Raw genomic sequence first — 12946 nt, 5'->3', positions numbered from 1 at the left:
CCGGTTGGCTACGTGCAGGGAAATTCGTCGAATGGGAAAATCCGGCGCACCGCGCCAGCGGCCATGACCTGACCGCCCGGCGCCAGCCAGCTATCAGAACAGGTCCAGTTGGCGGCGCACCGGCGCACCAGTGGGGAACAGCGGCAGGTTCGGCACGAAGCGCGCCAGCAGGCACGCCGCAGCCATTCGCTGGCGTTGCTGGCCGTCACGCAGGACCTGGCGGCAGCGCGCCTCGCCCAGAGGTTCGCCGAGCAGGTAGGCGCGCCCGGCGACGAAGCGCGCGCCGTGGTCCCGCCACCAGGCGGTAACCCGCGCCGCGTCCGGCCAGGTGAGGTTCTCATCGTCGTCGAGGGCGACGTCTTCGTCGTCGGGATCGTCGTTGGGGCCAGGGTCGTAGTCGGGCAAGGCCTCCAGCTCCAGGTCGAGCAGCGCCAGGTCGGCGCCGGTGATCAGGCTGAAGGCCTCGCCGGCGACCCGCGCCAGACTCTCGTCGCGCATCTGCTGGATCAGCCAGGGCACCGCCACCGGATCGCCGAACAGGCCGGTGGCCTGGATGCCGATCCGCCGCGTGTCCGCCGCCTGCATCAGTTGGCGAATCCAGGCCATGCTGGTGTCGCGCGGCTGCCAGGCGAGCAGCACCATGGTCGCCGGCAGCTGGAACGGGCCGGGCTGCCCGGCGAACGCACGCAATGGCCCCAACGCCTCCTCGTCGCCCATCTGCGCGGTGGCCCAGTTGGCCCAGAAGCGCAGGCTCGGGTCATCGTGGGCGCGATAGGCGCGGATATTCGCCATCAGGTCGCGCCGACGCAGCTCGCCGGCGGTGCGCGCGGCGCGCGCCAGCACCGCCGGGTCGGCGTGGCCAAGGGCGGACAGCAGCGCCGGCCCCGGGTCATGCCGGTGCATGCCGCAGGCGGCCAGGCCAATGGCGCGGAACAGCGGCTCGGGCGAGGCCAGCAGGCGCTCCACCCAGGGCCGCGCCTGGTCCCAGTCGAGCCAGCCGAGGGCTGCGGCGAAACCGCGCCGGGCTTCCGGAGACGCCGCAAGACAGGCGCGCATCCGTCCGATCAACGCATCGTCTCCTGCCTGCATGGCCAGCACCGCGAGGGCGAACGCCTCGCCCTGGGCGTGCGCGTCGAGTTGCTCGAGCAGGGCGTCATGGCCGGCCTGGCCGGCGATCGCCAGGCCGTCCAGGTGCGCCTCGATGCGCTGATCGAGCTCGGCGAGCTCCTCCAGGTCGTAATGGGGCGCACGCACGGCGTAGTCGCGGAGCAGGGCAAGGAAGGCGGCTTCCTCGGCGTGCTGGTCGACGATCGCTGCGATGCTCAATCTATGCGCGTCCATTGCTGGCCGTCGAAGCTGAAGATGTCTTTCGCGGCGATGCTCCACAACACGCCGTCGGCAGCGCTAAGGTGGAAGCAGCGTTGGGGTTGCTCATCACCGAAGTCCACCTCCTTGAGATGGCCACCGACCAGCGTATAGACCGCCGTTGCGCTCGACACGTAGAGTGCGCCGTCGAACCACGCGAGGCTCCACAAGTCTTCATCGACATCGTCCTGGGCGATGATCTCCCAGTGGTCGTTGCGTCCACGCAGCAGCGTTCCCGCCTGTCCACAGGCGTAAACCGAGCCATCTTCCGCGCAGCAGATCGCCGTCAGGATCAAGTTCGTCGGGCTCTCCCGGGGCTGCCAGCGCTTGCCGTCGTACTGCCAGATCTCCCCGTCCCAGCCGACGGCATAGATTTCCCTGGCACCGAAGCCGCCGATGGCCTCGAATCCGACCACCGCTTCGCTGCCTGCCGGAGGCCGAGCGCCGCTGTCGATGGCACGCCAGTCGTTCTCGTCGAAGCGCCGGTAGACCTGTCGATCCATCCCGCAGGCATAGGCCACCCCGTCGATACAGGCAACGCCGCGCATATTGCCCCGGCCACCGATGGCATCGTCGCCGTCGGGCAACTGCTCTTCATGGATGTCGCCGGAGCCCATGCAGAATACCTGGCCCCGAGCGCCCAGAAACAATGCTTGTTCCACTGGCTCGTGCACTACCGTGGCCGACACGATCTCCCAGGGCAGCATGTCGTCATCCTCGCCAGCAACACACCAGGTTCCGCAGTCCCACTCCGTGACATAGCTGTGCGCTATGTTCTGCTCCTGGATCTCGTCGGATACCGAGGCCACGTACGCCAGGTCCTGATAGCGGACGACGCCGGTGATGTTCGAGAAAATCGGCGAGAGTTTCTTCAACATTTCAATCTCCTGTAACGGTCACTAGCGGACTCGACTCCTCGTGGCGCCAAGACGCGCATTGCGGGTCTTTATCGCCTGCGTCGCAGCCGTGACGTCGGTCTGGCCGGTTTCAACGGCCTTGATGGGTGTTCTGGCGTTGATTCCGCACTGCTTGTGATAGTTGTCGAGCTGAGCGGACAGACATTCCTTCGAGCATTTCGACTGCGGAAAGACCTTGCCCATGGCAGCCATGGATTGACGTTTCGCCGTTCCGTAGGTGGTCTTCTTCGCGGAGATGGAGCTGCCATTGGACAATTGCAGGGTTCCACTGCGCGACTTCGCGGCAGCGGCGCTCTGGAACGTGTGCATGAGGCCGTGGGTACCCACGTTCTGATTGACGCCCTCCGCGCAGACGCAAGGAGCCTTGTTCTCCGAATAGTTGGATATCCCCTTGAGGGGTACCGAGCCTTTTCCACCACGTCCCTTGTCGTGCAAGGCGCTGGCCTCGATCAGGTGGTGAGCGGTCTGCTGCGGGCAGCAACTGTTCGGCTTGTACGGTTGCAGGGCACACCGGCGCGCGGTCAGGCATTTTCGGGCAGCGACCTTGTCTGCCAGTCGGTCAGCTTCGTTGCTGGTCTTCTTGCCGGAAGGCTTGCCCGCGCCAAGGCCAGCGCAGGCATCCTTGCTGCCATGCGGCTTGAAGTCAGCGCAATCCTTCTTCTCCTTCTTCACTTCATTGCTGCACGGTCCACCACCAGCATCGACGGTGGCCTGGTCGAGGTAGGGCCAGACCGGCGTATTGCCAGGAAAGGACGCGTGGTTGTGGGTGGTCAGGTCGAGGTGGCGAACCACGTTCTTGCTTTCGAACTTGACGTTCATCGACCAGGAGGTGAAGTACACCTTGCCCTTGATCTTGCTGGTGACGATGCCCTTCTTCGGCGCCCGCCCCGGCTCGTCGCCGTAGCTGGTCTTGTAGTAGCTCTTGTTCTTCAGCATCACCTCCTTGCGGGTGATGCGAATGGTCCGGGTGCCTTTGGTGGTGTCCTTGGACAGGCCGGTATTGGGGTAGGGGATCGGTACCCCCAACGGCGTCGGCGGCGCCTGCGGCGGGGTGAAGCAGACATCCGGGAAGGCCGCGATGGACTTGCCGCTCGCCGCCTTGCAGGAGATCTCCATGTTGTTGGCGTACACCTCGTTGGCCATCAGGCAGCCCTCACCCGTCGATAGCTGAGCAGCGCGGCGGCGCGTTCGCCGGCATCGTTGCCCAGGTGGCAGAACACGTTCGGCCCGTCGCCGTAGCCCTTGCGCGAAGCGGCCAGGGCCACGGCGAGCAACGCCGGACCGATGGCGGCGCCGCATTCGCCGATGCAGTCGGCGGGGTGCCAGAGGTCGAACTTCGGCTTGAGCACGCGCAGGTTGCGACTCAGGGTCAGCGAGGCCTCCTTGAAGTAGTACTGCTCGCCGGAAATGTCGGTGAGCCGGTAGTCCATCTGCTCCAGGCCGCAGCCAGCCTCGGCGAGGGCGGCGCGCACGGCCTGGGTCAGGCCGTCGGCGCGCAACGGCAGGTCCTCGCTCTCCACCGTGGCCTTCTCGATGCCGAAGCCGAGGCCGATGCAGAGCAGCTGCGGCGCCTCCTCGTGGAGCGGCGCGGCGACCAGCACGGCGGCGGCGCCCTCGCCGGGAATGAAGCCGTTGGAGTTCTGGCTGGTCAGCAGCCGCTCGCGGGCCTCGTAGGCGGCCAGGGTCGGGCCGCTGACGAAGGAGTCGACGCCGGCCACCAGGACCTGCCGGCAGCCGCCCTGGATCAGCTTGCGCGCGTTGAGCAGGGCCACCGCGCCACCGACCCGGCCACGGGCGATGAGTGCCGAGGAGGGATGGAAGCGTCGTCCCAGCTCGCCTTCCAGGTCACGCAGGAAAGACTCGTCGAGCCCCGCGCAGCGTCCGGGACGGTCGCCCTCGGCGACGCAGAGCAGCAGCGGCAGCTCCGTGCAATCGAGTTCGGGCTGGCCGCGCAAGGCCTCGTCGATGGCTCGCGCAACCATCTTCAGCAGCTTGGCGCGGCCGCGCCAGGGCTGCTCCAGCGGCACGCTGGCGGCAAGCAACCATTCGCCGCCCTGGTCGATGAAACGGGTTTCCTGGAAGTTGTCCAGGGCGCAGCGGATCGCCGCGCAGCTGGCCGGCGCGCTGAGGCCGACCGCGCTGACCATGCCGGAGGCGACGATGCTCAGGACCTGGCTCATGCCTCGTCCTCCTCGGCCTGGCGGCTGCGTACCAGTGCGGCAAGCGAGGGGTAGTAGTCCTTGCCCAGCTCGCGGGCGCGCCACCAGGCGGCGGACTTGCTGCCGACCAGCACCTGGGCGACCTCGAACAGGTTGCGCTTCAACGGCCGGCGAATGCGCCAGGTGACTTCCACGCGACGGGCGTCGCAGTCCACCAGCAGGGTATCGATCCGTGCCTGCGCGGTTTCGTGGCCACCCTTTTTCAGGAAGAAGGTCACCGGCACCTCCCTGCGCGGCACGCGGAAGGCCGCGCGCTCCTCGCCGGTGAGGTTGAGCAGCAGGACCTCCTCGCCGCCGCGCAGATGGTCGGTCCACTGGTCGGCCGGCGCGGACTGGAAGTAACGCTCGTCGAAATCGGCGGGCAGGAACGGGAAGCGCTCGGCCAGCCAGGCGTCGTCGTAGCGGCCGGCAAAGCCGACCCGGGCCTGCCAGTGGCGACCGAGCGGGCCGAGCGCCATCGGCGTGAAGCGGCCGTGGGGGCTGTCCACCGGCTCGCCGAGTTTTTCCGTGGCCGGCATCGGCGTGCCGACGATCTCGGCGGTGTCGGCGCTGCGCGGAAACCAGCCACATCCGGCCGGATTGGCCATGTAGCAATCCATGAAATCAGGGTTGTCCGGCGAGGCATGGCTGCCGCCGAAGGCACTGGCGTAGGAAATGTCCTGGCGCTGGAACGGCTGCGCGACGCCCGCGCCGGCACCGAGCAATCCCGGTTCCCACTGGCGCGGCCCATGCACCGTCAGCGCCTTGCTCACCCGGCCGACGCGGATGCCCGCGGTCAACTGCTGTACCGGCCGCCCGCCGGGCGCCTGGGCGCTGCCCAGCACCAGCACATCGCAGAACGGCTTGAAGGGAACGAACTCGCACTCCCGGCGCGGCGCGGAAAGCCCCGGCTCGCCATAGAATTCATCGACCATCAGCAGCGCCTGCTGCTCGTCCAGCAGGCGCGCCTCGCGACCGTCCAGCGGCAGGTCGAAACTGCCCTTGGCGATCACCACCAGCGACTCCCGGCCTTCGGCGTCGAGCCCCTGGTTGTAGGCGGCGGCCAGCGGGGTGGCGTTCAACAGTTCCATGTCGGGCCCGCCGCGCTCAGTTGATCTGCACCGAACCGCCCTTGATCCGGTTGACCCCGGTGGAGCGGCTGGAAAGATAGGCGCCACGGATGATCACCTTGCCGGCGCGGGTCAGGGTGATGCTGGCCTTGCCGCAGCGCAGGACGATCTCGCGTTCGGCGCTGAACTCCAGGCGTTCGCCGTCCAGCCGGGCGGACGCTTCCTGCGGCAGGCGCTGGATACGCCCGATCACCAGTGGCTGGCGCGGGTCGCCGGCGACGAACAGCAAAGCCACCTGGGCGCCGATATCGGCGCGACTGAGCTGGGTGGTGGTGGCCGCCGCCAGGCCGTGCTCGCTCGGGCAACCGGGATAGGCGACCACCGGAGCGGCGGCGTCCGGCACGTCGAGGAGGACGCCGATGACCACGCCGTCCAGGCGCGCGGGAAGGGCCGTCGTGGCCCCAGGTAGATGGATCTCGACACTCATGCGCTGACTCCCTGGCTCTGCGCCGCTTCAGTTCTGGAGGATCTTGCGTCCCTTCACCACCACGTTCTTGTCGGCCTTGACGTTGATCGCCCCGGATCCGTCGATGGTGATGTTCTTGCCGCTGATGACGATGCTGCCGTCCTTCTTCATGCGGATGCTGGCGGCACCGGTGACCAGGGTGATCGAGTCGCCGGCGTTGAGCGTGAAGCTCTTGCCCACGTCCAGGCTATCGTCCTTGCCCACCGAGGTATCGCGGCCCTGGCCGACGCTGCGCGACTCGTTCTTGCCGATGCTGGTGCTCTGGTTGCCGCCTATGTCGATGGTCTCGTTGGCGCCCACCGACTCGCTGCGGTCGGCGCCGATGCTGATCGTCTCGTTGTTGCCCACCGACTCGCTACGGTTCGCGCCGATGCTGATGGTCTCGTCGTTGCCGACGTCCTCGGTGCGATTGGCACCGATGCTGATCTTCTCGTTGCTGCCGACCTTCTCGGTGCGGTCGACGCCGATGCTGATGGTCTCGTTGCTGCCGACGTCCTCGGTGCGGTTCGCGCCGATACTGATCTTCTCGTTGTTGCCGACCTTCTCGGTGCGGTCGACGCCGATGGTTATGGTCTCGTTGTTGTCCACGGTCTCGGTGCGATCGTGCTTCACATGCACCGTCTCGTCGTGGTCGATGGTCTTGGTCCGGTCGTGGCCGACCCAGTGGCTCTCGTCGTTCTCGACCTCGATGTCCTGGTTCTTCTCGGCATGGATGAACAACTGCTCGGCGCCCTTCTTGTCCTCCATGCGGATCTCGTTGAAGTTGGCCGGCGTTCCGCCCTTGCTCGAACGGCTCTTGGTGCCGCTCTGGGTGGCGTTCGCCGGCAGCTCGTAGGGCACCGTCTGCTCGGCGTTGTAGACCCGCCCGGTGATGATCGGCCGGTCCGGGTCGCCTTCGAGGAAGCTGACGATCACTTCCTGGCCGATTCGCGGGATCTGCACCGAGCCCCAGTTCTTCCCGGCCCAGGCCTGCGAGACGCGCATCCAGCAGGAGCTGTTCTCGTTGGACTGGTCGTGGCGGTCCCAGTGGAAATGCACCTTGACCCGGCCATACTGGTCGGTCCAGATCTCCTCGCCCTTGGGCCCGACCACCACCGCGGTCTGCGGGCCACGGACGATCGGCAGCGGAGTGGTCGGCAAGGGGCGGTAGGCCTGGCCGGCATCGATGCAGTCCAGCTCGCTTTCGAACTGCGCGCCCACCCCGCCGCCGCCGGTCTCGTAGAGTTCCTGGACCACCCGGTACTCGGCGCCGACCACCAGGTACTCGCGGTTCTGGTCCTCGCGCGGGTAGCCGCTGAGCTTGAACAGGTGGCCCGAACCCAGGCCGCGGGCGCGGCCGCGCAGGCGCACCCGTTCGTAGCGCGCCTGCAAGGCTTCGATACGGGTCCGCGCGTACTGCTCGCCGTCCTGGCTCTGCACGTATTCGCCGGGGTAGTCGTACAGCGGGTAGTCGGCCGCCGCGTGCGAGCGGGCGATGTTCGAACGCACCTCCAGGCGCGCGCCGGGACGCTGGAAGTCGTAGTCGTTGAGGCTCAGTGAGCCGGACTGCACCTCGCGCGCCATGTGCCAGTCGTAGAAATGGTCGCGCTCGCGCTGCTCCAGGGTCGGCGGGTAGTAGGGCACGCTGGCGTAGTTCGGCGGGCTCTGGTGCGCGCCATAGGCGTCGGAGAGCACCAGGATGTGCCGATTCCGCTCGTGGCGGAACCAGTAGTAGATGCCTTCCTGCTCCATCAGCCGGCTGACGAAGTCGAAACTGGTCTCGCGGTACTGCACGCAGTATTCCCACTCGCGGTAGGAGCGGCTCAGGGCGTCCTCGAAGTCGGAGAAGCCGAGGTCGCGGAACACCTGCTTGATGATGTCCGGGACCTTCTGGTTCTGGAAGATGCGGCAGTCGGAGGTGCGCGTCAGCAGCCACAGCCAGGGGCGCAGGGTGACCTGGTAGCTGGCGAACTGGCCGTTGCCGGAGCCCTGGCTGCAGGCGGCGACGATGCCGTGGAAATGCCGCCGGCTGCCGTCGTGCAGTTCCAGCGCCAGGCTGGCCGGCTTGCCCAGCAGCCCGTCGAGTGGCAGGTCGGGGTTTTCCGAGATCAGTTCCAGCTCGTAGGCGAACGGCCGGCCGAGCTCTTCGCGACCCTCCATTCGCTGCAATTGCAGGACCTCCGCGCCGAGCGGACTGTCGACCCGGACCAGGCGGGTCTGTTGCGCAAGTGCCATGAAATCATCCTTGATCCACGTCCATCACTGGCGCCGTTGGAGCGGCACCACCCAAGCAGCATAGGCGCGGATGCGGTGGAAAGGGGAGATGCGTGACACAGATTCCGACGAGCGCCCCGACCGACGGCGAACAGGCAGAAGGCCATCACGAAAGGCCGCTTCGGGCCAGGAAAGCCTTGATTCGCGAGCAACATTCCGTAAAGCTTTTGTCCAGCAATGACTCACTCAGAATCCTAGGGAAGGGGTTAACACAGTGACGCTCTATCGCCTCCACGAAGCCGATCTCGAGATTCCCGATGCCTGGCAGGACCAGAGCATCAACATCTTCAAGCTCCCCGCCAGCGGCCCCGCCCGCGAAGCCAGTTTCGTCATCAGCCGCGACGCCAGCCAGGGCGACGCGCCGTTCGCCGACTATGTCGCCCGCCAACTGGAAAACGCCGAGAAGCAATTGCCCGGCTTCAAGCTGCACAAGCGCTGGGACATCAACATCCACGGCCACGCCGCCGTGCTCCTCGACTACCAGTGGCAGCGCGAGGGCCGCGACCTGATGCTGCGCCAGGTATTCATCGAGCGCCGCCCGGCGGTGCTGATCACCACCCTGACCACCACCCCGGCTGACCTGCCGCACCACGAGCCGGCCTGGAAGCAGGCGATGCAGACCCTGGTCCCGCGCCCGACCCCTAGCTGATCCGAGTACCGACGCATGGATGCGCAAGCCGCCGCCCGACTGGGCGATGAGATAGCCCACGGTTTCGGTGTCGCCGCGATGGTCGCCGGAGCCGTGGCCGGAGCCCTGATCGGCGCCGCCGTGGTCGCCGCCACCGCCGCCACCGGCGGCCTGGCCGCGGTGATCCTGGCCGGTTCGATCGCCGCCGGCGGGCTGTCGATGTTCCAGATCGTCAAGGGCCTGACCACCATCTTCGAGCTACCCGAGCCGACCACCGGGGTGCTCATACGCGGCAGCTTCAACGTCTACGTGAACAGTCGCAACGCGATGCGCGCCGGCGACGACGTCTCCGCCACCTGCAGCGGCCTGCCGCTGAACCATCCGCTGTGGCCGTTCCCGGTGCTGATCGCCGAAGGCAGCGCCACCGTGTACATCAACGGCAAGCCGGCGGCGCGCCTGCAGAGCAAGATGGTCTGCGGCGCGCACATCAAGACCGGCAGCCAGAACACCTTCATCGGCGGCCCCACCGAGCGGGTGGCCTTCGTCCTCGACCTGGAGGAATGGCTGCACACCGGCCTCGAGGCGCTGGGCCTGGCGGCCCTAGCCGGCGGCCTGCTGCTGGCGGCGATGGCCGGGGTCGCGGCGCTGGTTGGAGTGGTCGCCATCGGCGGCCTGATGATGGGCGGCATGGCCCTGCTCGGCGACCTCGGCGACCGCCTCGGTCCCGGCTACCGCGACCTGTTCCAGGGCGTGGCCGGCATGGCGCTGCTGGGCTTCGGACCGAAGATGGCACGGCTCGGCAACGCACCCAAGGGCGCGCCGAAGACCCAGGTGCCGAAAGGCTTCGAGAAGGTCTATGGCAAGGCGCCGGCAGCCAAGGCCGAGATCGACGCGGTGGCCGACGGACTGGCGGCGAAGCACGGCGGCAGGGTCGCCAAGGCACCGATCAAGTCGCGCGAACGCGCCATGCAGAAGATCAACAACGACTACAAGGGCGATCCGACCAAGATCAAGGATCTGGCCCGCAACACCATCATCGTCGAAGGCGACAAGGTGAACACCGTTGCCGCCGAGCTGGCCAACCGCGGCGCCAAGGTCAAGGTGATCGACGGCAACGCCGACCCGCTCGGCTACAGCGGGGTGAACTCGACGATGAACACCAAGGCCGGGATACCCGGCGAGATCCAGGTCAACTCGCCGGAGATGATCTACGCCAAGGAGTCGGAGGACATGGCTCGCATCCTCCTCGGCAACGACACCTACGACGCGGTGGCGGCCAAGGCCGGCGTACCCGGAGGGCAGGGCCACAAGTACTATGAGGACTGGCGGGTACTGGATCCGAAGTCCCCGGAGGCCCAGGCCATCGCAGAGAAGAGCCGGGCGTACTACGACGCAGTGAGGAAAGGCAATGGCAATTGAAAAGGGCGAAGCGTTCGCCAGGCGCGATATCTACATCGACTACGACTTCGAAGACGTCACCTACCGCTGGGACCATCGGCAGGGCACGATCCACGTGCGCTTCTACGGCGAAGCCGAATCCCCCGAGCCGGTTGAGCACGACAACCGCCTGTTCAACGATGCGCTGCGTTTCGGCCGGGAAATCACCCGCGAGGAGTACGAGACGGGCTTTCCCAAGGGCTGAAGCGGCGCAGCCATGTCCCCCGTGAACTATGTCGAACGCGCCCTGGCGCTGGTCGCCGAGCGGCTGGCCCGGCATCCGCAATGCGGGATGCTGCTCTCCGTGGAAAAGCAGTTGCTGTACCTGAAAGCCGTGCTGCTCGACCGCAGCCTGGACCGTTCCGCGTTGCACCGGCTGAGCTTCGGCGGCATCGCCGGGAAAGAGTTCGAGGAGACCGACCCGGAACTCGCCAGGGCCCTCAAGGACGCATTCTACGTCGGCATACGCACTGGCCGCGGCCTGAAGGTCGACCTACCCTGAGCGCAACACCATCGGTCTTGAGCGACCGCCGCTTCTGCCTGGCGAGGACATGCGCGAATCGTCAATGCTCCCGCGGCGTCCTGCCCGAGGGCGGGCGGCCAGGATGCCGCCGCCTCAGCCCTTCGCCGGCGGCGGAAACATCGCCTGTACCTGGCCGTCGATGGTGCCCTGCACGCCCTTGCCCTTGGCGTCGACCTCGCTGGCACCGCCGGAATTGAGGTCGAGGCGGCCGCCGGTGTCGATGTTGCCGTTGCCGCTGGCGTAGAGGTTGAAGGCGCTGCCGGAGATATTGATGGTGCCGTCGGCGTTGAACTCCACCACGCTCTTGCCGCAGACCAGGCGGATCTGCGCGCCGGCCTCGATCAGGTAGGTGCCGGTGACGCTGTCGCTCTTCGCCCCGCCCACCAACAGGGTGTCGTTGAGCTTCACCGCGCGGGTGCGGTTGTTGCCGATGCGCGCCAGCTCGTCGTGGCCGATGCTCTTGTTGCGGTCGTGGCCGACCGACAGCGAGGCATCGTTCTCGACCAGGTTGTCCTGGTTGCGCTCGGCGTGGATGTACAACTGCTCGGCGCCCTTCTTGTCCTCCATGCGGATCTCGTTGAAGTTGGCCGGCGTGCCGCCCTTGCTCGAACGGCTCTTCATCCCGCTCTGGGTGGCGTTCGCCGGCAGCTCGTAGGGCACCGTCTGCTCGGCGTTGTAGACCCGCCCGGTGATGATCGGCCGGTCCGGGTCGCCTTCGAGGAAGCTGACGATCACTTCCTGGCCGATCCGCGGGATCTGCATCGAACCCCAGTTCTTCCCGGCCCAGGCCTGGGACACGCGAATCCAGCAGGAGCTGTTCTCGTTCGACTGGTCGTGGCGATCCCAGTGGAAATGCACCTTGACCCGGCCGTATTGGTCGGTCCAGATCTCCTCGCCCTTGGGACCGACCACCACCGCGGTCTGCGGACCGCGCACCACCGGCACCGGGGTCTGCGGCAGGAGGCGGAACGACTGGCTGGCGTCCATGCAGTCCAGCTCGCTCTCGAACTGCGAGCCGGCGCCGCCGCTGCCGGTTTCGTAGAGTTCCTGGACCACCCGGTATTCGGCGCCGACCACCAGGTACTCGCGGTTCTGGTCATCGCGCGGATAGCCGCTCAGGCGGAACAGGTGTCCGGCGCCGATCCCACGCACCACGCCGCGCAGGCGCACGCGCTCGTGCTGCGCCTGGATCGCCTCGATGCGGTTGCGCGCGTACTGCTCGCCGTCCTGGCTCTGCACGTATTCGCCGGGATAGTCGTACAGCGGGTAGTCGGCCGCCGCGTGCGGCCGGGCGATGTTCGAACGCACCTCCAGGCGCGCGCCGGGGCGCTGGAAGTCGTAGTCGTTGAGGGTCAGCGAACCGGGCTGGACCTCGCGCGCCATCTGCCAGTCGAAGAAGTGGTCGCGCTCGCGATGGCCGAGGGTCGGCGGGTAGTACGGCACGCTGGCGTAGCCACCCGGGCTGCGATGCGCGCCGTAGGCGTCGGAGAGCACCAGGATGTGGCGCTTCTGCTCATGGCGGAACCAGTAGTAGATGCCCTCCTGTTCCATCAGCCGGCTGATGAAGTCGAAGCTGGTCTCGCGGTACTGCACGCAGTATTCCCACTCGCGGTAGGGGCGCGTGAGGGCATCCTCGAAATCGGAAAAGCCGAGGTCGCGGAACACCTGCTTGATGATCTCCGGCACGCTCTGGTTCTGGAAGATGCGGCAGTCCGAGGTGCGCGTCAGCAGCCACGGCCAGGGCCGCAGGGTGGCCTGGTAGCCGGCGAACTGGCCGTGCCCGGCCACCTGGCTACAGCGCGCGACGATACCGTGAAAGAAGCGCCGGCTGCCGCCGGGCAGCTCCAGCGACAGGCTCATCGGCTTGCCGAGCAACTGCTCCAGCGGCAGGTTGGGATTTTCCGATACCAGGTGCAGCTCGTAGGCGAACAGCCGTCCCAGTTCCTCGCGTCCCTCCATGCGCTGCAACAGCAGCACGTCCGGCCCCAGCGGGCAATCCACCTGGACCAGGCGGGTCAGTTGCATCAAT

At 67.1% G+C, this 12946-nt stretch carries 12 protein-coding genes; 4 read left to right on the top strand and 8 right to left on the bottom strand.

Annotated elements, in window-relative coordinates; genetic code table 11:
- Positions 1-93 precede the first annotated feature (93 nt).
- Genes VQ065_RS00695 through vgrG1b form a run of 7 tightly spaced genes read right to left on the bottom strand, consistent with a single transcriptional unit; the run spans position 94 to position 8290 of the window.
- The gene (locus VQ065_RS00695) at positions 94-1341 is read right to left on the bottom strand and encodes a TIGR02270 family protein (RefSeq protein WP_023098416.1); all 1248 of its coding nucleotides are present in this window, start codon (positions 1339-1341) and stop codon (positions 94-96) included.
- Complete coding sequence (gene tsi7, locus VQ065_RS00690) at positions 1323-2243, bottom strand: type IV secretion system immunity protein Tsi7 (protein ID WP_003083699.1); 921 nt, start codon at positions 2241-2243, stop codon at positions 1323-1325. Before tsi7 ends, VQ065_RS00695 begins: the two co-directional genes overlap by 19 nt.
- A gap of 21 nt (positions 2244-2264) precedes the next feature.
- A complete protein-coding gene (gene tse7 / locus VQ065_RS00685; RefSeq protein ID WP_003083698.1) occupies positions 2265-3425 on the bottom strand; it encodes a type VI secretion system effector Dnase Tse7 in 1161 nt (386 codons plus the stop codon).
- Positions 3425-4462, bottom strand: coding sequence for a 3-oxoacyl-ACP synthase (locus VQ065_RS00680; protein WP_003083697.1), 1038 nt, complete (start codon positions 4460-4462; stop codon positions 3425-3427). The genes tse7 and VQ065_RS00680 overlap by 1 nt, the downstream gene beginning before the upstream one ends.
- Positions 4459-5571, bottom strand: a complete 1113-nt coding sequence (locus VQ065_RS00675) for a DUF2169 family type VI secretion system accessory protein (protein WP_003083696.1) — start codon at positions 5569-5571, stop codon at positions 4459-4461. The genes VQ065_RS00680 and VQ065_RS00675 overlap by 4 nt, the downstream gene beginning before the upstream one ends.
- A gap of 16 nt (positions 5572-5587) precedes the next feature.
- Positions 5588-6037 (bottom strand): DUF6484 domain-containing protein, encoded by a 450-nt coding sequence (locus VQ065_RS00670; protein ID WP_003083695.1) that lies wholly within the window; start codon positions 6035-6037, stop codon positions 5588-5590.
- 27 nt (positions 6038-6064) lie between these two features.
- Positions 6065-8290 (bottom strand): type VI secretion system spike protein VgrG1b, encoded by a 2226-nt coding sequence (gene vgrG1b, locus VQ065_RS00665; RefSeq protein WP_014603464.1) that lies wholly within the window; start codon positions 8288-8290, stop codon positions 6065-6067.
- A gap of 253 nt (positions 8291-8543) precedes the next feature.
- Between vgrG1b and eagT6 the strand changes: the two genes are divergently transcribed.
- The 4 genes from eagT6 to VQ065_RS00645 are packed head-to-tail and all read left to right on the top strand — an operon-like array spanning position 8544 to position 10896.
- Positions 8544-8978 carry a type VI secretion system effector EagT6 gene (eagT6, locus tag VQ065_RS00660; RefSeq protein ID WP_003083692.1) on the top strand — a complete coding sequence of 145 codons (435 nt, stop codon included), beginning with the start codon at positions 8544-8546 and terminating at the stop codon, positions 8976-8978.
- A gap of 15 nt (positions 8979-8993) precedes the next feature.
- On the top strand, positions 8994-10376 hold the full coding sequence (gene tas1, locus VQ065_RS00655; RefSeq protein WP_003083691.1) for a T6SS effector (p)ppApp synthetase Tas1: 1383 nt from the start codon (positions 8994-8996) through the stop codon (positions 10374-10376).
- On the top strand, positions 10366-10599 hold the full coding sequence (gene tis1 / locus VQ065_RS00650; protein ID WP_003083689.1) for a T6SS immunity factor Tis1: 234 nt from the start codon (positions 10366-10368) through the stop codon (positions 10597-10599). The genes tas1 and tis1 overlap by 11 nt, the downstream gene beginning before the upstream one ends.
- Before the next feature lie 12 nt (positions 10600-10611).
- Entirely contained in the window at positions 10612-10896 is a 285-nt protein-coding gene (locus VQ065_RS00645) for an immunity protein Tsi6 family protein (RefSeq protein WP_003111794.1), read from the top strand.
- A 114-nt stretch (positions 10897-11010) separates the two neighbouring features.
- Here the strand turns inward: VQ065_RS00645 and vgrG1a are convergent, their stop codons facing one another.
- Positions 11011-12942, bottom strand: a complete 1932-nt coding sequence (gene vgrG1a, locus VQ065_RS00640) for a type VI secretion system spike protein VgrG1a (RefSeq protein WP_073660211.1) — start codon at positions 12940-12942, stop codon at positions 11011-11013.
- Between the last annotated feature and the right edge of the window lie 4 nt (positions 12943-12946).

The sequence above is a fragment of the Pseudomonas sp. KBN10P06128 genome (genome assembly GCF_037574945.1).
GTDB classification, from domain to species: domain Bacteria; phylum Pseudomonadota; class Gammaproteobacteria; order Pseudomonadales; family Pseudomonadaceae; genus Pseudomonas; species Pseudomonas aeruginosa.
This window is presented reverse-complemented; position numbering and strand designations above follow the sequence as displayed.